Origin of the sequence: Mesorhizobium sp. M1403 (assembly GCF_040317695.1) — a bacterium.
Classification (GTDB): domain Bacteria; phylum Pseudomonadota; class Alphaproteobacteria; order Rhizobiales; family Rhizobiaceae; genus Mesorhizobium.
Map to the genome: position 1 here is coordinate 1 of NZ_JAMYKY010000044.1, position 19,251 is coordinate 19,251.

16 protein-coding genes and 4 pseudogenes are annotated in these 19,251 nt (G+C 62.3%); 12 read left to right on the forward strand and 8 right to left on the reverse strand.

Translation table 11 applies throughout. The features are described 5' to 3' along the window. Positions 1 to 424: 424 nt before the first annotated feature. Entirely contained in the window at positions 425 to 2,959 is a 2,535-nt protein-coding gene (locus NKH01_RS32840; protein ID WP_353024442.1) for a two-component system VirA-like sensor kinase, read from the forward strand. A 1,230-nt stretch (positions 2,960 to 4,189) separates the two neighbouring features. Here NKH01_RS32840 and NKH01_RS32845 read toward each other — a convergent pair. Beyond that, complete coding sequence (locus tag NKH01_RS32845) at positions 4,190 to 4,579, reverse strand: transposase (RefSeq protein WP_502912711.1); 390 nt, start codon at positions 4,577 to 4,579, stop codon at positions 4,190 to 4,192. Positions 4,580 to 4,632: 53 nt separating this feature from the next. On the opposite strand from NKH01_RS32845, the pseudogene NKH01_RS32850 reads away from it, so the two are divergent. From NKH01_RS32850 to NKH01_RS32870, 5 genes and pseudogenes are all read left to right on the forward strand, one after another. Further along, positions 4,633 to 5,699: pseudogene (locus NKH01_RS32850) on the forward strand (transposase); the annotation flags it as partial. Next, positions 5,673 to 5,780 (forward strand): annotated as a pseudogene (locus NKH01_RS32855) (IS6 family transposase); the annotation flags it as partial. The pseudogenes NKH01_RS32850 and NKH01_RS32855, both read left to right, overlap by 27 nt. 13 nt (positions 5,781 to 5,793) lie before the next feature. Next, positions 5,794 to 6,411 carry an integrase core domain-containing protein gene (locus tag NKH01_RS32860; RefSeq protein ID WP_353024444.1) on the forward strand — a complete coding sequence of 206 codons (618 nt, stop codon included), beginning with the start codon at positions 5,794 to 5,796 and terminating at the stop codon, positions 6,409 to 6,411. 313 nt (positions 6,412 to 6,724) lie between these two features. Next, complete coding sequence (locus tag NKH01_RS32865) at positions 6,725 to 7,300, forward strand: DUF433 domain-containing protein (RefSeq protein ID WP_353024446.1); 576 nt, start codon at positions 6,725 to 6,727, stop codon at positions 7,298 to 7,300. Then, positions 7,297 to 7,677, forward strand: a complete 381-nt coding sequence (locus NKH01_RS32870; protein WP_023803871.1) for a DUF5615 family PIN-like protein — start codon at positions 7,297 to 7,299, stop codon at positions 7,675 to 7,677. The genes NKH01_RS32865 and NKH01_RS32870 overlap by 4 nt, the downstream gene beginning before the upstream one ends. A gap of 21 nt (positions 7,678 to 7,698) precedes the next feature. Here the strand turns inward: NKH01_RS32870 and NKH01_RS32875 are convergent, their stop codons facing one another. Next, a complete protein-coding gene (locus NKH01_RS32875) occupies positions 7,699 to 8,835 on the reverse strand; it encodes an RHE_PE00001 family protein (RefSeq protein ID WP_353024448.1) in 1,137 nt (378 codons plus the stop codon). Between the two features lie 623 nt (positions 8,836 to 9,458). Between NKH01_RS32875 and NKH01_RS32880 the strand changes: the two genes are divergently transcribed. The 3 genes from NKH01_RS32880 to NKH01_RS32890 are packed head-to-tail and all read left to right on the forward strand — an operon-like array spanning position 9,459 to position 13,007. Then, a complete protein-coding gene (locus NKH01_RS32880; RefSeq protein ID WP_353024450.1) occupies positions 9,459 to 11,099 on the forward strand; it encodes a TnsB C-terminal domain-containing protein in 1,641 nt (546 codons plus the stop codon). A 1-nt stretch (position 11,100) separates the two neighbouring features. Then, positions 11,101 to 11,979, forward strand: a complete 879-nt coding sequence (locus NKH01_RS32885; RefSeq protein ID WP_353024452.1) for a TniB family NTP-binding protein — start codon at positions 11,101 to 11,103, stop codon at positions 11,977 to 11,979. Positions 11,980 to 11,990: 11 nt separating this feature from the next. Then, the gene (locus tag NKH01_RS32890) at positions 11,991 to 13,007 is read left to right on the forward strand and encodes a TniQ family protein (RefSeq protein WP_353024455.1); all 1,017 of its coding nucleotides are present in this window, start codon (positions 11,991 to 11,993) and stop codon (positions 13,005 to 13,007) included. A gap of 27 nt (positions 13,008 to 13,034) precedes the next feature. Here NKH01_RS32890 and scpB read toward each other — a convergent pair whose 3' ends face one another. Both scpB and NKH01_RS32900 read right to left on the reverse strand, forming a co-directional pair. Next, positions 13,035 to 13,739 (reverse strand): SMC-Scp complex subunit ScpB, encoded by a 705-nt coding sequence (gene scpB, locus NKH01_RS32895; protein ID WP_352615659.1) that lies wholly within the window; start codon positions 13,737 to 13,739, stop codon positions 13,035 to 13,037. Positions 13,740 to 13,744: 5 nt separating this feature from the next. Continuing rightward, positions 13,745 to 14,752, reverse strand: a complete 1,008-nt coding sequence (locus NKH01_RS32900; RefSeq protein WP_353024475.1) for a DUF1403 family protein — start codon at positions 14,750 to 14,752, stop codon at positions 13,745 to 13,747. Between the two features lie 156 nt (positions 14,753 to 14,908). Between NKH01_RS32900 and NKH01_RS32905 the strand changes: the two genes are divergently transcribed. Both NKH01_RS32905 and NKH01_RS32910 read left to right on the forward strand, forming a co-directional pair. Then, on the forward strand, positions 14,909 to 16,120 hold the full coding sequence (locus NKH01_RS32905) for a site-specific integrase (protein WP_353024457.1): 1,212 nt from the start codon (positions 14,909 to 14,911) through the stop codon (positions 16,118 to 16,120). Positions 16,121 to 16,217: 97 nt separating this feature from the next. Then, a pseudogene (locus NKH01_RS32910) lies at positions 16,218 to 16,991 on the forward strand (site-specific integrase); the annotation flags it as partial. A gap of 11 nt (positions 16,992 to 17,002) precedes the next feature. Here NKH01_RS32910 and NKH01_RS32915 read toward each other — a convergent pair. Continuing rightward, positions 17,003 to 17,128 (reverse strand): annotated as a pseudogene (locus NKH01_RS32915) (IS256 family transposase); the annotation flags it as partial. Between the two features lie 221 nt (positions 17,129 to 17,349). On the opposite strand from NKH01_RS32915, the gene NKH01_RS32920 reads away from it, so the two are divergent. Further along, complete coding sequence (locus NKH01_RS32920) at positions 17,350 to 17,769, forward strand: hypothetical protein (protein ID WP_353024459.1); 420 nt, start codon at positions 17,350 to 17,352, stop codon at positions 17,767 to 17,769. 48 nt (positions 17,770 to 17,817) lie between these two features. On the opposite strand, the gene NKH01_RS32925 is transcribed toward NKH01_RS32920, so the two are convergent. The 3 genes from NKH01_RS32925 to NKH01_RS32940 all read right to left on the reverse strand — a co-directional run bounded on the left by NKH01_RS32925 (position 17,818) and on the right by NKH01_RS32940 (position 19,152). Then, the gene (locus NKH01_RS32925; RefSeq protein ID WP_353024462.1) at positions 17,818 to 18,336 is read right to left on the reverse strand and encodes an RES family NAD+ phosphorylase; all 519 of its coding nucleotides are present in this window, start codon (positions 18,334 to 18,336) and stop codon (positions 17,818 to 17,820) included. Then, complete coding sequence (locus NKH01_RS32930) at positions 18,333 to 18,722, reverse strand: antitoxin Xre/MbcA/ParS toxin-binding domain-containing protein (protein WP_353024464.1); 390 nt, start codon at positions 18,720 to 18,722, stop codon at positions 18,333 to 18,335. Before NKH01_RS32930 ends, NKH01_RS32925 begins: the two co-directional genes overlap by 4 nt. 247 nt (positions 18,723 to 18,969) lie before the next feature. Then, positions 18,970 to 19,152 carry a hypothetical protein gene (locus NKH01_RS32940; protein WP_353024466.1) on the reverse strand — a complete coding sequence of 61 codons (183 nt, stop codon included), beginning with the start codon at positions 19,150 to 19,152 and terminating at the stop codon, positions 18,970 to 18,972. Positions 19,153 to 19,251: the final 99 nt, after the last annotated feature.

Sequence of the window (19,251 nt, forward strand, 5' to 3'; positions counted from 1 at the left end):
GAACAGGGGTTTCGCGAGGTGCTTCAGCGAGGGCAGGATCATCAAGCCGCCTCGTCTTTTTTCAGCGATCCAGGGATCCCCGCTGACAATGACCTCAACAGAAGCGTGTCCGAGGCTTTCGCAAGCTCTGGGACGCCGGAGTTCGGGCCGCCGCCCCCAGTCTTGGCTGCCAGCGAACAGCAGATCCGCCCTTCGCCGGATGCGCTTGACCGACCGGTATCATCCTCGGCTGCTGCAGGCGTGCGCTTGTATGCCCCTTCGATGATCTCTGGAAGACCAGTTCCGAAAACTGCGATCAGTTGCCCGCCTTGTGCTGCCGCCTCGCCGTCGAGGTCGAAACGCCCGCGAATCAATGGAAGGTCAGCGGGCCATGGGGGCAGAGTGCAACGGTGTCTAAACCGTCTTTATGAGGGGAGAGGTACACTTGGCTTTCCTGTTCCAGCAGCATCCGGCCGCACACCGACGCGATGGGGAGCTAGAATTCAGATCGGACCTTCGCAAGGCGCGCACCGCGGCTCAAACGCCGTTTCTTTGGGAAAAATGGCTCAGTACCGACAAAGCTTCTGTAATGGCCCTAGCGGCCTCGGTTGCGCTCTTGGTTGCGATACAGTGGCAAGACCCCCAGATCAACGAGGCGGTCCTAAGCGAACTGCGGACGATTCAGATCAACTACGCATTGCTCCAGCGCGACGTCGCCCGCGCCGACATGGTATTGGACTTCCGTTCCGTTGCTTCTACCGGACAAGCATTGCAAAGGAACCTTCAAAACTACCAACGCCTTGTTGAGATTTCGCCCAATGAGAGCTCCGGAGTGCACTCCAGGTTGCTTGCACAGCTCAAAAAGTCCCTCGAAAACACAGAGGCTGCCATCTCGGCCTCGGCCGCGCAAAATGAGCTTCTGCAAAGCTCTCTCGTACGCTTTGCTCGCTCGGCTAATCGCCTTCGGGGGGGAGTGTCGAACAGGCCTGAATTTTCCAATCTGATCCTTCAGTTTTCGGCCAGACCGGGATTCAGCCTCGCATTACACATCGATCAGTTTCTCGGCCGACTTCCTCCTAGCCAGGACCAAGTCACGGAGGATGTTGCCCGCGAGGGCCGCGCTATCCTGTCCTCAATGTTGAGGTTGGACCGCGCTGTCAATCGGATCCCATCCTTCGACACGTTCGCCAAGGCCGCCGAATTGGAGCGAGAACATCTGAAAGCCTACAGCTTCGCCAGCGCGCAAGCGCAGCGTACACGACTTTTCTTTGGCTTGGTGTCCATATGCCTCTGCTTGTTTGCGACCATTCGAGCCTCCACGCTGCATGTGCGGACGAACCGGTTGGAAAGGCGGTTGGAGCTTGAAGCGGCAATGAGTGAGATCGAAGCTTGCTTCATCGACAGTCAAGCAACGAAGGCTTCGCGGCGCTTCTCCACCGAAGCAGCGCTTAGACTCATTCAATGCGTTTTCGATGCGGATCAATGCGCGCTTGCTCTGGTGGATCCGAGTATCAGCAGGAATACCGAGTACTTTGTCGCGAACAAGCGCATGCGCGTCTGGAACGCCACGCTAATCCATGAAGTCGTCTCACTTGTACACGCGGAACAGCCAGTGTTTCGCGTCGTTCCGGCGTCGGAAGTGGTTCGGACTGCCGTAGGCACTTCCGGTGTTTGTCAAATTGTTGGTTGCAGGGCCTCCGATCAGCAGGCTGCGGTTTGTATCCTTGTTTTTGAAGGAGATCGCTCACCACCCTCCACAGACGACCTCCCGGTTCTGGCAAGCGCTACTGTGCGTTTAAGCAACCATCTTGAAATGCAACGTGTACACACGGAACGCAACCTTTTTGAGAGTCGATGGGAGCATGCGGAAAGGCTGACGGCTGTCGGCACAATCGCAAGCGGCGTTACACATGAATTCAATAATGTTCTAGGAGCAATAGTCGGCTACGCAGAGATGGCTAAAGGTCTTGTGCGCCGCCCCTCGAGAATTCGGGGCCACATCGGCCAAATTATCTTGGCCAGCAACCGAGCCAAGCTGATTATTGATCAAATTTTGTCACTAAGCCGAAATCGGAAGCGCGTGACGATGCCTTTCGACGTCTCGGAGATTGTAATGGATCTCGCGCCATTGCTGCGGGTTACACTTCGTGCGGATGTTCAGTTGAACCTCAAGATCAACGAGTGGCAAACGGTGATCGAGGGCAGCCCAATCGAGATACAGCAGATCCTTATGAATCTATGCAAGAACGCGTCGGAGGCTCTCTTGAATGAGGGCCGTGTCGAGGTTAGCGTTTCTCGCGCTCACGTCTGTCAAACGAAGTCCGTGGCTAAGGGCACCTTGAAACCGGGAGATTACGTTCTCCTCTCCATCAGCGACGATGGCCAAGGAATCGCAAGTTCGGTGCTTCCGCATATCTTTGAGCCCTTTTTTACCACGCGCTCTCGCGTCGGCGGGACCGGACTGGGTCTTGCTGCAGTGGACCGCCATGTGAGCGCGCTCGCAGGATGCCTTGACGTCACCTCGGCTGTTGGCCGAGGTACACGCTTCGATCTCTACTTACCGGCCTGCGCTGAGGAGCAGGTCAGAGCTGATAGCGCTTTCGGCCCATACGATGGATCACTTGGCAACGGAGAAATCATTGCAGTCGTGGAGCCCGATCCAGCAGCGTTGGAGATCTACAAGGATAAGATCGCCGCGCTGGGTTATAAGCCGGTCGGCTTCGCGACCTTCGAAAGTCTTTGCGACTGGATCGAGAGCGGGAAGGCAGCCGACCTCCTAATTTTCGATAAAGCGACTTTCCTAGGGCGAGGACAGGCCGAAGCCGTATGTCCCACCCTGATGACGGTGCCCATCATCGTCGTTGGTGGAAGCGACCCCATGCCGATCACATCTGGTAATCAGACCTTCGTCCTTTGGCTAGCCAAACCGGTCTCGTCCAGGACGATGGAGCAGGCAATTCGTACGATGATAATGGCATGATGCCGCCGACGCGCTCAGGCTACCGAGCTATCGAGGCAATCGGAGGCGGAGCCGGCTGGGATCCAGCAAATACAAGAGCGTCGGACGATCTCTGCGCACCCGGCTCATGGCGAGTTCCCCTCGAACACTGTCGTCGGCTTCCGCCCAAGGAAAGGGCTCCCCGACCACGGCAAACCTGCCGCCGTGCTCGTGACCGTCAAGGACAAGTCGCCGCGCGATGGGGTCTGCGGGCCTCCATCCTGACAAGTCACTGCGCGCTGGCGGCGACAGGCGACGGTAATATAAGGTCGGGACGAGGAGATGGTCGCCAATCGGTCAGGCAAGATGGTTGACGAAATGACTCGGGAGCAAAGCTTGACAATCATGGCCCCATTCACGCCAGACTTCTCCTGTGCGTTTATCATCAGCTACGGCTCCTCGCCTGCCCCACAAGGCTATCGCCGCCCGGCCGGGCAAGCGATATCCCAGGTTCCGACGTGTTCCTTTCATGCTTGATGGCCCTAGACCCCGGCAGGGCGACGGCTCCTCGCTTATCGGCTCCGCACATGTCGCCTCCGACGGATGAGAACATCTCGGCCCCTGCAATCTTACCACAATCCTGGCTCATTTCCCCACCCACACGATTGCTATGTACGCTTTGCCGTGGTCGTCACCTCCCACGCCGCAACAGTCGCTACCGAGCGAGCGCTATCCCTTACCCGGGCCGGACTTGCACCAGCTGGAACGCGCCAGTTTTGGCCCGGCAAAGCTCACCTCGATTGCCGCGCAAACTAGTCACGTGTTGCCATCACCTGGGCCGAGGGGGCTCTGTCGCAAACCTTTTGGTAAGCGGAGCATGGCAAGAAACACGCCTCAGCTGTGGAGGAGCACGTGATGTTCAAGGGCCGCCATTTCGACCAGTCGGTGATCCTGCTGTGCGTGCGCTGGTACCTGGCCTCACATGGGCTTCTTGGGGTCAAGGATTAAATTCAGCAACGCATGAGCAGAACTCCAGGACTGTTTCGGCATCCAAGGTCTGAGCCCGATTTGCATGACCGGCTGTCTCCGAGCACGATCAACCTCACATGCGGTCGCCGTTCAGTACGGCTGCACCAATATCCCGCTTGCGGCGGGCAAGGGCTCAGGAGGATGAAACCATTCTACAAAACGGGCATTCAGGCCGCCAGGTATTGGTTCATCCACCTGGATCGGCCAGGACTGATCGGGTCCTGGCGGATTACGGGATTAGGGTCAAACAGCCTTCATCACGGCGCCTTCGATCACGATGCCGGCGGTTACATACTTCCAGAGTGCGACTAGCAGCTTGCGGGCGAGCGCCACCATCATTGTCTTACGCATCCGCCCGCCGTTTTGCTGAACGCGTCCACGGAACCAGAGAGCAAGCGCCGATTGCGGTTGATGGCGCAGCCATAGCCAGGCGAGTTGAACCATCGTCGTTCGCAGCCGCGGATTGCCGGATTTCGACACGCCTTGCTCACGATCGACCGAGCCGCTTTGCCAAGGCGTCGGCGCAAGGCCGGCGTAGGCCGCCACTTGCCGTCGGTTGTCGAAATGGCGGAACATGTGGCGCGACAATTCTGATGAGAAGCGCATTGCCTCGCCTGAACTGCTCCCTAAAATTGGTTTGTTGCCTCATCTAATTTGCTCCCGAATCAACAACTTCGGGAGCTGTGATGAGGAAGGTGAGCATGGCGACACGAGCGGAATTGGTGGCGGCGATCAGTGGACGCTATGTTTTAGGCGGGCGGGCCGAAAAGGCGAGGATGTTGGACGAATTCGTGGCCCTCACTGGCTTTCATCGCAAGCATGCGATGCGACTGCTGCGAGGAGACTGCGCGCCGGCGAAGAATGGTCCTCGGCCGGGGCGGCGGGTTTACGGTGATGAGGTGCGCGCCGCTCTCGTCGTCGTTTGGGAGGCATCGGATCGAATCTGCGGGAAGCGACTACACCCGCTCTTGCCAAGCCTGATCGAAGCGATGCAACGCCACGGACACGGCGCTATGGATAGCGAGACCCGCCGGCAATTGTGACGATGAGCCCAGCGACGATTGATCGCGTTCTCAAGGACATTAAAGGCGAGTGCCAGCGGGCCGCGGCGGCGGAAAGGATCAACGACGATCCGGCGTAGTGTTCCAGTTCGGACTTTCTCGGATTGGGATGACCCCGCACCCGGCTTTGTCGAGGCGGATCTTGTTTCTCATTCCGGCCCATACGCGAAGGGCGCCTTCTCGCAAACCCTGGTGTTGACCGATATCGCGACGGGCTGGACGGAATGCGCGCCGCTGCTGGTTCGCGAGCAAACGGTCCTGATCACTGCGTTGGCCGAACTGCGCAAGTTGCTGCCGTTCCCGCTGCTGGGCTTCGACACCGACAACGACAGCGTCTTCATGAACGAGAGCGTTCAGGAGTATTGCTTGGATGATAATATGGAACTCACCCGTTGCCGCCCCTACCGGAAGAATGACCAGGCATTTGTCGAGCAGAAGAATGGCGCGGTCGTGCGTAAGATCGTTGGATATCGACGCTTCGAGGGACTGCAAGCCACACGGGAGCTAGCCAAGCTTTATTCCTCGATGCGGTTGCTCATCAATTTCTTTCAGCCATCATTTAAGTTGAAAGAAAAGCATCGTCACGTAGCCAATTGGTCAAGCGGTATCATCGTCCCGCCACGCCCTATCAGCGGCTGCTTGAGAATGCACGCACGCCGGAGGATATCCTCTCCGGCATCGAGATGATCCACATGATGCGCAAGCGACAGGCGAGGTATGCCTACAATCCCAGTCTGTCGATCGCTGAGCAATTCGATATCCTCGCTGCCTGACGGACAGGCCGAAATGGCCGTTCACAACCCCATTTCCAGGTTTGCGACAGAGCCGGTGCCCGAACTCATCCGCAAGCCCGGCCGCAAATCGCCCCCAAAGACCAGGCCACACGCCATCCGCAAGCCGAAGGACGTTTGCTTCGAAAAGCCCGGCGATGTCATCCAGATCGACACGCTGACCTTGACCATCGCGCCGGGTCGAACCGTCAAGCACTTCGATGCCTATGACGTCTTCGCCAAGTGGACCGTGGCAAAGCCCTATGCGCAAGCCACCGCCGCAAACGCCGCCGACTTCCTCGCCAAGGTCACCGCCGAAATGCCGTGGCCGATCAAGGCCATCCAGATCGACGGTGGCTCCGAGTTCATGGCCGAATTCGAGACCGCGTGCCAGGACAACGAAATCCCCCTCTATGTCCTGCCGCCACGGTCGCCAAAACTCAACGGAGCCGTCGAACGGTGCAACGGCGCCTGGCGCTACGAATTCTACGCTACCGTCGATCTGCCAACCCAGATCGACAAGATCGCCCAGCATGTCGATGCTTTCCAGCATCTCTACAACCATCACACGGCCACACGGAGCACTCGACGGCCTCACTCCAAGCGAGTATCTCAAAATCTGCCGACCGGATGACCCAGCCGTCTCATATGTACTGAGCGCGGACACTTGATTTTCGGAAGAACATATGACGTGCGACCTTGGCGCTGGCGAAAGCAATACCGCGAGCGACGATCATGCCTGAGGTAAACGGTCTGCCAAAGTTTGGGACGGTACACCGGCTGAACGATTGATACACCAAGCCGCTGTTGCAATCGGCTGGACTGAACGACGTCGGCGATCTTGCTTCCGTGGGCGGCCCCTTGGTTTAACTCGGGCCTGGAACGGATTTCCTGCTTGAATTTTCCGCTTTGAAGCGCGATAATTCATTCCTGACAAGGAGAGAATTATGAGCGCTGCCCTTTTGAGCCCCAATGAAGTCGCCGCCCTGGCCGCTACCTCGAAGACGGTCATCGAGAAGGCGCTTGAGCAGAAGGTGTTCAGCGCGGCTCGCGGCACGGTCGGCGATCGCCGGCTCCTGCCGCTGCATGCCGTTGCTCTTGCCGCGGCCGCGAAATCGCTCGGCCGACGCATGACTGTCAGCGACAAGAAGCTCGTCGCGCGCAAACTGGCGGCCCTGTCGCCGGCGGCGCTCAAGACGGCGGAGATCGAAGTGGCGCCCGCCGTCGTCCTGCATGTCGGATCCTTGGCTCGGGACGCGGTCGAGCGCGCCGAGCGCTACGCAGCCGACCGGGAAGCGTTCATCGAGGTTGCCGAAGGTGTTCAGGGCGGGCGCCCTGTGATCAAGGGCACACGGCTCACCGTCAGCGCTATCCATGGTCGGCTCATTTCCGGCGACACGATCGAAACGCTGATGGAGGACTATCCCGACATTCCGCGGCGCGCCTTCGAGGCCGCCGCACTCTATGCGCAGACCCACCCGCAGGTTGGCCGTCCCGTGCGCCGCCGGGGATCGGCGGTGTGAAATTCTTCATCGACGAGTGCATTTCGCCGACGCTGAGCCAACACCTCAATCAGAAAGGCCTGCACGACGCGGTTCATCCGAGGGACCGTGGCCGGCTGCGCGATCCCGATCACGTCGTCTTCGCCCGCGCCATCGAGGAGGACAGGATCATCGTGACCGAAAACGCTGATGACTTCCGAAAGCTCGCCAGCGCCGTCGACCTTCACCCTGGCCTGATCATTCTGCCCTCGGTCGCACGCGCAGAGGCGCAACGTCTGATGGACCTGGTCATCGCGCACCTCCTCGAGACGGGTGGCGAGCGTCCGCAGGACCTGCTCGTCAATTCGGTGCTTGCCATCACGATCGACGGTGCCATCGGGATCGACCCGCTGCCGTGACGGCCCGAGAGTGCGCGCGACCTACACAATCCCCCACGCTCGATATCGTCCCCTACCCGTCACCTCCCGCAGATTGAGCTCGCCGACCAGATTGAGCGCGCCCCGGGTCGTAACCTTCAGTTCCTTCTCGATCATCGCGCTCGACACCAGAGGCCGCGACAGGACATAGTCGATCAGCTGCGGCAGCTTCGAGTTGCCGCGCCGGTTCCTGGTGCGGCGCAGCATCTGTTCCCGCGCCAGCGCCAGCCGGTCATGTTCCTTTAGGCCGAGCGCGGCGGCTTCCGTAAACGCGTCGATTAATGCCAGCAGGCGTGTGGTCCGGTCACGGTGGCGCCGGCGCTCACGGCCGATAACCCGCAGGCCGCTGTTGAGCGCCAGCAGGTGGGCCGTGGTCTTGCGGCGCTGCCGCAGCATGGCCGCGACCAGAAGGGTGCCGAGCCACGGCTGATGCTGGAGCGGACTGATGTCTTCCCAGGCGTCCGAGAGCATCGCGGCCGCCAGCACCGGCGGCAGATCCGCCATGCGATCAAGCATGGCGCGCCACTCGTCGAGGCGGGCGGGCTCGCCCCAATCCAGATCATAGACCAGCGGATCCCGCTCCGGTGCCGCTTGCGGCCGGGAAGGACGTTCGACCGCGACGCCTTCGAGGACCGCGCTCGACCGCGCCAGCACCGCGTCGATGGCGGCGAACTCCCCGGCCAGCGCATCCGGCTCCTCCGCCTCGATTGCTTCGTCGGGATCTAGCTTCGGCGCCAGAGCTCCCTCCCCTTCCTGGCTGCTTTTCACGGGCGCCGCTCGGCGGCCGCGCCCGGTCAGGGCTAAAAAACCCTCGCGGGCCAGGGCCCAGTCGGGGGCGTTGCCAAGAATCTGTCGGCGGGTGCGAAGCACCGCGTGGGCGCGGGTGAGCTCGTGGGTGGGCGCGCGGATGTCCATATGCGCATCGTGCAGAACGAGGTCCTCGACATGGACAAGCTCGCCTTCCAGCCAAAGCGTCGCGGCCGCATCGTGGAAGTGAAAGCGCTCGACAAACCCGTCGCGCACCGGCGAGCGGGCGAGACGCTCGTCGAGACGCGTCACAGCGTCTTCCGCCGCGACCAGCGGGCCGGCGATCTCGCCCCATGGAATCGTACGTGGGATTTCACCGTCAGGTATGGTCATCGCGCACTGGCTCCGTCAGGGATGAGCACCACGTTCCCGAGCGGCCATTGCGGGCCTGACCCCGTTGCCTCATGCGCGCGCCCAAGCTTGCGCAGAATGATGCCGGCCGCGGCCCGCGCCAGATATTCTCCACGGTCCTCGGCGATGACGCGTACATAGTCGTGATAGGCGCGTGGGTACGCGGTCCGCAGCTCAATCGATGCTGCGGGCACAGTGCCATGGTGGCGAAGACCTCGTCGCGGATCTTGGTGCGAACCTCGGGTTCAAACAGGTCGGGTGCGACCCGCACGATGGCGCCCGTCGCCCAGCCGTTGGCGCCAGGATGTCTCGGCATGACCAGACGATCGGCTCTGCTGCTTCCGGCACAGGTACCCTCACGGCGCCGCGACAAAACGGTGGATCGGTTCACGGGTGGCGCCAAGGGCACGGTCGGACTTTCCACCCGGCCCGGCCCGGGCCGATCGCGCGGGACGATCGGGTGTTGAAGCGGCATGCTGAAAATCATTGTCGCTTTTACTTCCCGATTTCAAACGCCCGAACGTCATATGCCGGTTAGGTTTGGGCGCTAGGACGGGCTTAGTTTTTCGCTAACGATTTCACTGACGCTCGATTTGCCACGCCCCATGCACAACCGAAAAGCCACTCCTGCCTCATCGCGATCTGATGAAACATGGTTGGCGGCACGTCGTGTCGCGCGCGAGCTCGACAAAATTCTCGACGATCTTGGACCGCGCCGGGCGGCAATCGAGCGAGCCTCGGCTGAGCTGCGTCTCTCCACCCGCCAGATTTACAATCTGCTGGCGCGCTATCGCATCGATCGAACTGTGACGTCGCTGCTGCCTCGGCTGGATGGCAGCCGCAAGAAGCGCCTTGATCAAGGCATCGAGACGATCGTCGCAACAACGTTGCGAGAGCAGTCGCTGGTGCTGGAGGCGCCGCCGCTCGCTCCCGCGGTGGCCGAGATCCGGGCTCGCTGCGAGGAGGCCGGCCTGGCAGCTCCTTCCTATCTTACTGTAGCCCGCCGCATACCCACGCTGTTTAGCCCCGAGGAGATTGCGAAGAAGCGATCTGCAAACCCAAAGCACCTTCAGCGGCTCAAACCGCGACCAGGATACATTCATGCGGCGCGACCACTGGATGTCTGCCAGATCGATCACACGCCGACCGACATCAACTTCGTGGAGGTCGTCGACGGAGGCGGAACGTTCATTGGCCGGGCATATCTCACGATCGTCACCGACGTGGCGACCCGCTGCATTCTCGGCATCTGCCTCACCCTCGAGAAGCCGTCGGGGCTATCGGTCGCGCTCTGCCTGGCGCACGCCATGTGTCCGAGGGAGGCGTGGTTGGCCGCGCGCGGCATCGAGCATGGTTGGCCGATGTTCGGTCGACCACGATTAATCGTCACCGACTCGGCCAAGGAGTTCAAAGGGAACGCCTTCCAACGTGGATGCGACGACTATGGTATTCGGGTCCGCTACCGGGATCGCGGCCGCGTCCAGCAGGGCGGCGTCGTCGAAAGGCTGCTCGGGAAGCTCAACGCCGTGCTTGTGACGCAACCCGGCTCGACGGGACGATCCGTGGCGGACCGTGACGAATACCCCGCGCAGCGGCGAGCCCGTCTCAGCTTCGCCGATCTCGAGCGGTGCGTCGCGCTCGCCGTGATCGATCATAATCTGCAGGAGAACGCAAAGACTTTGAAGGTACCGGCGACAGAATGGAACCGGCTGGCGCACGATTTGCCCCGCTTCGACGATGATCCCATGCGGGTCCTGCTGGCATTCATGCCTGGGGCGGAGAGGCGCATCTCGCCGCAGGGCGTCAGCATGTTCGCGCTGGACTATTTTTCACCATGGCTAGGCAGTCTCGTCCCGCGGCGGGACCGTCTGGGCCGGCTCGAGATGAGATATGACCCTCGCGACATCACCCACATTTACATCCGGGATCCCGACACACGCGAGTTCCGGCCGGTGGCGAGAAGAGACGGGCTCACTACACCGATCACACTGTGGGAACATGAAGGTGATCGTGTTTGCCGACGTGCCGCAAACGCTCGGTCGGACGTCGAGAAGGTGACGCTGCGCCGCCGGATTGCGGAAATCGCTGGCAGGCAGAAACTTTCAAAGGCGGACGTGCGCAATGCGGTCCGCCGGGCGCACGCAGCCGAAGCGCCCAAACCCTATGAGGCGATGCGCCCGGCGACGCCGGCACCCGCCGAGCATCCGGTACGCCAGAAGCGCCGTCTGGCGGTCGAGGACTGGTGACGTGGCGGACCATTTGCTCGACCACGTTCGTCCGTATCTCGACCAAAGCATGGAAGAGCGGATCGCCTACATCCTGGCGCCGCGATGGGTCGGGCATCAGGTGGCGCTGCAGGCGCATGAGCGTCTTGCCGAGTTGCTCGCCCGGCCGCCGGCGTTGCGGACGCGAGGGCTGATGTTGGTCGGACCCTATGCCAACGGTAAGACGATGATCGCGGAACGATTTGCCGTGGAACGCCTGAGAGCCGCCGAGCGGCAGCGGGTATGGGTGGTTCAGACGCGCGAGGGGGCCGGCCTTGCGCACTTTTATGGAAGCATTCTGCAGGCGCTGCGCCCGCCGGTCGGCAACAATCGGGATATCGGCCGCAAGGCTGAGCAGATCGATCATCTGCTTGGCAGCCTGAAGCCCAGGATCCTCATTTTCGACGAATTCCACAATGCCCTGCGTGGCCGGGCTCGCGACGTCGAGGCGGTTCTTGCCTTCCTCAGGCGGATCGGCCGTCAGTTCGACATCTCCCCGGTCCTGATCGGCGAGGTCGCCGTCTACGATTTCATAAACGAGACCAGCGAGATGGCGAGCAGGTTCGAGCCGCAGGCCTTACCGCGGTGGCAATACGGCGAAGAGTTCCTGACACTCCTCGACAGCCTCGAGGGCGTGTTGCCTCTCGCGCGTGCTTCCGATCTCTCCGATGAACCGTTGGCACGAACGATTTTCCAGCTTTCCGAAGGTTTGATCGGCGAGATCGTGGCGATCGTCACCGCGGCGGCCGTGGCCGCGGCAAGGTTGGGCGCCGAGCGCATCACGAAATCAGGCCTCGAGGCGCTACACTACGTTCCCGTCTCGAAGCGCCGCCGGGCGCCGCTGCGCAACGAACTGCTGTGACCGGCGGCGCTTTGGCCATCGAGATCCGCGAGCGTTACAGGGATGTCGTTCGGGATCGGTGGCCTGTTTCCGTTGACCCGCAGCCGGACGAGCTTTTGTCGAGCTGGCTCCACCGCCTTGCCCTCGCGAACGGCATCGCGCCGCGGTCGTTCGCCAGCGCCCTCGGGCTGGGTGAAGGGATGTGGTCGCCCCGTCTCGATCTCCAGCTTCCGCGGGAGGCAGCCGCCCTGCTGGCCGATCGGACGAACGTTCGTCAGGAAACGATATCGGCAATGGCAATGACTGAACCGGCGTTGACGCCACTCCTGCTGCCATTGCGCGAGAACGTCCACCGGAACCGTTCGAGCTGGATGCAGTATTGTCCTCTCTGCCTCGCCAGCGACGAGGCGCCCTATTTCCGGCGGCGGTGGCGCCTGGCGTCGCGAATCTCCTGCTCCGCGCATGGCTGCGGCCTTCGAGATCGATGTCCCGCTTGCCGCACCGCAATTGTGTCGTTCGACCAGGTCGAGCTTGTCCCTCAGCATTTCTGCGCACGGTGCGGCTTCGATCTGCGGGCTGCCCCAAAGGCAGGGGTCAACGCGGCCGCACGTCGGCTGGAACGCGCGATCGCGGATATATGCCGGGTGGAATCGGCAACGGATTCGGCGGCAACCATCGATGTTGTCTCGCGCGTGCTACGCGCACCCGTCGTCGCCGATATCGGCCTGGGGGGAACCCTTACGAATCTCTCGACCGCCGCACGCATTCGCTGCTTCAATCAGCTCGCGGCAAAACGTTTGGACTGGCTTGTGACACACGAGGACGCCGCAGTCGCGCATCGGCGTCGGATAATCTTGGCGGCGGGCGGCCATGACGAATTGATTGCCCGCTTCGCCGACTTCCTGGGCAAGCATCAGACGAGGCCGAGATCCATGTGCCCACCACAGCCCTGTGCTGGTCTTGCCGACGTGCTGACGGCCTATCTGCGCGTGGCCGGTGATCGAACCACGTCAAAGCGTCACCGCAGGCTCCGAGTTCCACAACCCTGATGATCGGTGGCAGTCCTGGCGCGGGTACTATTCGTCCATGACGGCACCAGGGTCGCCGTCATCGGCGAACCCCGGCATGATGTCGCCCGCCAGCAGCTTTTCCTTCGAGAGCAGGCCAGCGTCCTCGAGCGCCCCGAAGTCGGGAAGATCGCGCAGCGTGTCGAGCCCGAACTCAAGCAGGAACGCCTGGGTGGTGACATAGGTATAGGGGGCGCCCGGCTGCGGCGCGCGCGGGCCAGAGGCGATGAAGCCAAAGCTGCGCAGATTGCCGATCAGGTCGCGGCTGATCTCCTTGCCGAAGAAGGAGGACAGTTCGGCGCGGGTGATCGGCTGGAAGTAGGCGATGCACATCAGCACCAGCACTTCGGTTTGCGTGAGGTCTTTGGCATGCCCGCTCCCGCCGGTGGCCGTGCCAAATGCACTGCGGATGGCGTCGGCATAGGCCGGCCGCGTCAGATGCTTCCAGCCGCCGGCGACCGCCACCAGATCATAGGGCCGGCCACGCAACTCCTCGCGGATGTCGTCGATGAGAAGATCGATGCTGCAAGTCTTGCCGACGATCCGCGCCAGCGTCTCGCGGCCGACCGGCTCGCTGGCAGCAAAAATAGTTGCCTCGACGCGGTTCATCCATTCACGCCAGCGCGCCTCCGGTGGCAGATGGTCGAGCTCGCGGTCGAAGAGGCCTTCGCCTCCTTGCTCACTTTTTCGTCGCCTCGCCGCACTCTCCGCCATCGCCGTCACAGCCCGTAGATGCGGAAAGTCGGGCGGCCGGAAAGTTCGCGGACAGCGCCGAGTTCGACCAGCCGCTCGAACAAGCGGCGCAGGCTGCGGTCGCTCATGCCGGCAATCTTTGCCGACGCCACAATGGCGTCGTCCGACAAAAGCCGATCGACGACGATGTCTGCGCCTCGGGCGCGAAGACCGGGCGCCACGGCGATCAGGCGGTCAGCCCAGCGCCCGATGTCGGCTGACTGGTCGACGGCGCGTAACGCCGCCCGCGCCTGCGCGGCGAGCAAAGTCTTCGCGCGCTCGGGGACCGCCTCGATGCCTCTCGGCGCAAGGACGGTCGCCGCGCGCCGCCGCCGATCGGAACCATTTGCGCCGGCAGCTTCGCCACCGAGCAGCGGCACGGCGTGCTTCCAGCCCAGCCGCTGCGCGAGCATGGCGTCTGCGAACCAGCATCCGATGGTGCTTGGAAGGCCGCGCCGCTCGACTGCCGCAAAGGCGCCGATCAGCATTCCGACAGCACCTTCCGTCTCCGCAAGCTGCCGAAGCTCGTCGGTCAGGTCGTTCGTCGTCTCGTCATCCCGAGCGAGACCCAGGGCCTCGAGCACGCCGGCGATGCTCGCTTCAGTCAGAAGCTTCTCCGCGGGCAGTGTGGCCAGCCAGCGCCAGGCCAACAGCATGCCGCCGGCCGGACCAACATCGTCGCCCGGACGCGTGAGCAGCACGGCATCGCGCAGACCCGCTTCGTCCTCGACACGCCCGGCCTGCCTGGTCGCCACCGCCGCGGCGGCGAGCGCCAGCCGTTGCCGCCATGCGCCGGCCCATCGCTCCTGCCGACGAACCACCGCGTCGAGCGCGCCGATGGCGGCGCCGGCGGTGATCGCGATGTCCTCCAGGGCATTTGGCCCAGGCCCTTGCGCGGCAAGGCTTTGCGCGTCGGGAACGGCGCGGCGCAGCCATCCCGGCAGCGGGACGGGGGGAGCGAGCGGCCGCTGCGGCGGCGAGCATCGGACCTTGATGGCGCGGAGAGGATTTCGGGCGCAGAATCATCGTCAGCAGGATGAATCACGGCGGCGGTTTTGGCAACGAAAATGGGTAAAAAACGCCGCGCCTGTCGATTGGATAAAACGAGTGATAAAATTGCATTATCCGTCGTTTTCGTCTTTATATAAGGAATGACCGTTTTCATCGAGCAGAAGCCCAAAAATCACGCCGAGCGACCTTCCGGACCGTCCCACAGTGCAGGGTCGGCGGATCATGTTTCGACCGCGCAGGTGTCGGCCGAGACCGATGGCGACCTGCCGGACATCATCGACGTCGTCATGGAGATGGGCGCAACGCCTGAAGAGACGCTGGCCGAAGCCCCCTCCCCTCTTCCGGCCGTCGCCAATTCCCGCCTGCCGGCGCATCTCGACGCGCTGGCTGATCGCGCCCGCGATTATGCCGAAGCGGCGAGCTCGGCCAATACCCGCCGCGCCTACGCCTCGGACTGGAAGCAGTTTGCGAGCTGGTGCCGGCGCCAAGGCGTCGAGATGTTTCCGCCCGATCCCCAGGTTGTCGGGCTCTACATCACCGCATGCGCCTCCGGAAAGGCGACCGGCGACAAGAAACCCAATTCCGTCTCGACGATCGAACGCAGGCTCTCCTCGCTGACGTGGAACTATGCGCAGCGTGGCCAGCCGCTGGACAGGAAGGATCGCCATATCGCCACGGTCATGGCCGGCATCCGCAACAAGCACGCCGCCCCGCCCCGGCAGAAGGAGGCGGTGATGCCCGAGGATCTGATCGCCATGCTGGAAACGCTCGAGCGAGGCACCCTGCGCGGCCTGCGCGACCGGGCCATGCTGCTGCTCGGCTTTGCCGGCGGCCTGCGCCGTTCCGAGGTTGTCGGCCTGGATTGCGGCCGCGACCAGACCGAGGATTCTTCCGGCTGGATCGAAATCCTCGACAAGGGCATGCTGTTGCGCCTGCGCGGCAAGACCGGCTGGCGCGAGGTCGAAATCGGGCGAGGCTCGTCCGACACAACCTGCCCTGTGGTGGCGCTGCAGACCTGGTTCAAGCTGGCGCGCATCGCGCACGGTCCCCTGTTCCGGCGTGTCACCGGCCAGGGCAAGGCCGTCGGCGCCGATCGGCTCAACGACCAAGAGGTCGCCCGCCTCGTCAAGCGGACCGCACTGGCAGCGGGCGTGCGCGGCGATCTGCCCGAAGGCGAACGCGGAATGATGTTTGCCGGCCATTCGCTGCGCGCCGGCCTGGCGTCCTCTGCCGAGGTCGACGAGCGCTACGTCCAGAAGCAGCTTGGTCACACCAGCGCGGAGATGACCCGCAAGTATCAGCGCCGGCGCGATCGCTTTCGCGTCAATCTCACCAAGGCGTCGGGACTGTAGCAAAGCCCCCTCCCCCCGTTTTCGGCCGTCGAATAGCGGCCCGGCAGGGTGGGATTTTCACCTTAGCGCTTCAATTGAAATCGGGAAGTAAAACCGACACGCGCCGTCCACCGTGCGCCGGCGGCTGTCGAGCTGGTCGACGCTGACCAAATGGCGCGGTCTTAGGGGACAATTCAACGCGCCGGGGCTGCAGAGCGCGATAAAACTGGCGGTCCGCGCCAGCGCCCGCCCGCGCGGCCGCAAGAGCAAAAAGGCGGTAACAGCTGATATTTTGGCCGCCCTGCTGAAAGCCTGCGCGGGAGAAAAACTGGTCGACATCCGCGACCGCGCTCTGTTGCTCACCGCCTTCGCCTCCGGCGGCCGCCGCCGCAGCGAGATTACTGACCTCCGCGTCGAACAGCTGGTCGAGGAAGACCCTGTGCCGGCCGATCCCAAGGATCCAGAGGGGCCAAAACTGCCCTGCCTAAAACTCCGGCTTGGCCGCACCAAGACGACACAGGCCGACACCGACGCTTTCGTGCTGCTCGTCGGGCGCCCGGTGCTGGTCCTAAAAGACTGGCTCGAGCGCGCCGGCATCACCGAAGGCGCCGTGTTTCGCGGCATCGACCGCTGGGGAAATTTGGAGAAGCGGGCCCTCACCCCGCAGGCCGTCAACCTGATCCTGAAACGCCGCGTCGCCGAGGCTGGCCTCGACCCCCAAGTCTTTTCTGCGCATGGCCTGCGCTCCGGCTACCTGACCGAAACGGCCCGCCGCGGCATTCCGCTGCAGGAAGCCATGCAGCAGTCGCAGCATCGTTCCGTGCAGCAGGCTTCCAACTACTACAACGAGGCCGAACGCACGCTCGGAAGGGCAGCGAGAATCATCGTTTAGGAACCCGGCCCGCCGGTTGCGGCGCCCTCCACCATCTCCATCCGCCGCTCGGCGGCAAAGCCCATCATCGCGCGCAAAAGATCAGCGTCAGGGGTCTTCACCACGAGCGTGCGCCGGTTCATCATGTCGTCGGTCATCGGCGGGTCCTTCGAATCAGGTTGATGTGAGCAACTCGACCTTGCCGGCGAACATCGATGCCCCCGCTACGCCGCTCGCCACAGCGTTGTTGAGAGCGCGCTCGCGAGCGACTTCGTCGCCGCCGGGCACACCATGCGGCGGGGCACGATCGAGAACAGCTCGTGGTACCGACCTCTGATGCGTTGGCTCCACGCCAATCTATATGGGACGCCGAACGACAATGCCCGTCAGCTTCAAAGACATACTGTTAGCTTTCGAATTCGTCAGTTCTGGGGGCACGGGAGAACATCAGGCCTTTCTGTGCAAGCAGTCAGGCACGCTCTACTGGCATTCCGAGGTCACGGGTGATTTGGACGAATTGCCGGATGATATCGACGACAGCGACAAATACGTCCAAATACCTGACAAGAAAGAACTCGACCTGGGCAAGCCGCTCGTCCTGGACTTCGCCCGCCAATTTCTGCCAGACCACGTCGGTGACGTTCAAGAAATCTTCAGCAACAGAGGCGCGTACGCAAGATTCAAGGATCTGTTGCAGCGAAGGGGTGCACTCGATCGGTGGTACGCTTTCGAAGCGAATGCGGAAGAAAGAGCGTTGCGGACGTGGTGCGATCACAATTCGATCGAGGTCGGTGACTGATATCGCCCCCCGAAAGCGTCGCGCGATACCCCTGCCCTTCGCGAATTCTCATCGCCAGGACAGCTGGTCCCTTGGCAGCCGGCCGCTCGGGTCGAATACAGTTACCTTGTGCGGAAGACGCGGACCCCAGCCCCAAAGCACCAGGTTGCGATCCTCAGTCTCGGCACCGGGAGCAAAACTCGGAACCAGAATACCGGCAATGCCTCGCGGCCGCAGGCGGTCATAGATGGACCATGACGCTGGGCGGTTTCCATCGCTGAGAGCCGCCGCCCAGGCGCAGGCCATGTCCTCGAGCGTGATGGAGAACTCTCCCCTCGCCGGTTCTGTCGTCAGGTCCGCAACGTCGTCGCAATCGACTTCGTAGGAGCATAGCACGCAAGGGTCGATCCGATGCGCGAAACCCTGGTTGGCTTCCTTGACCGCTGTCATGACCGTCAGCGCCAGATAAAGCGCCGGCACACCCTTGGGATTGAAGCGCGCACCCCGGATCGCCGCTCCATCACCGGAAGTCGGCTTGAATGCCCAACGTGGATCATGCGCCCTGTAGCAGGTTCCGGCAAACCTCAAGCAAAGCCACCTAGGGCGATATGATCGAGATAATCGCGAACGGCGGCGGCCCTGCCCTCCTTCACAAGCGCTTCGGCGGTGCGTCCGCCAAATGCTGGAAGCGGCTGAGCCCGATACCAGGCCATCGCCTGTTCCTTGCCGCCCGCCCAATCCGTCACGCGACTGATGATCTCGAGCATTTCACGCAGACGTCCCTGTGTCTTTACCGTCCGGCTGCGCTCCGACCGGTAGAGGGTCTCGCGAGCAAGACCGGCGGTCTGGGCCAACTGACCCTTGGACATGCCAAAACTATCCGCGACCTGCTCGATCGCGATCTTCCCGCTCCGGTCCATATAGGACAAGACGAGAGGTTCATTCTGCATGGGAATCTTGAGTGCCTGGCTCATAGGATCCACTCCACCATATAAACAGCCACGTTTCTTGTGCAAAAAATATGGCAATTTTCGGTAGTTTTCAAGCCCGCAATCGAACCAGCTTGAGCGCCTGCATGAGCGGATACCAAGGGGAGCTGCTCAATGGTCGGCTTCGTCAACCAAGAACCTGCTCCATCGAGCCCGAAGGCTTGGTCTCGTGCAGAACCGGTGATCTCGTGATCTAGATCCGAGAGAGTTCATCCTGCTGCAGGGACCGCCGTCAGTTTATAGTCCGCGGTTGACGCTCAACATTTCCGAGCCGCTTGTACGCTAAGGCATCCGCAGGGACGGCGCTGCCGGCCAGCGCCAGCCAAGCCGCGCGATCGGCGTCGGTCAGTGAGTTCCACCGCACTATTCCGGCGGTTTCATCGGGCGTCGGTTCCCGGTCGTGTTCGTTTTTCATGTCCTTGATCCTCGCATAGGGCTTTCTTACCGACAAGCGCTGCAGCCACTGTCCACGCCCTATCGCGCGGAGCAAACCCTGAGCCCTCGTTCCGAAAAT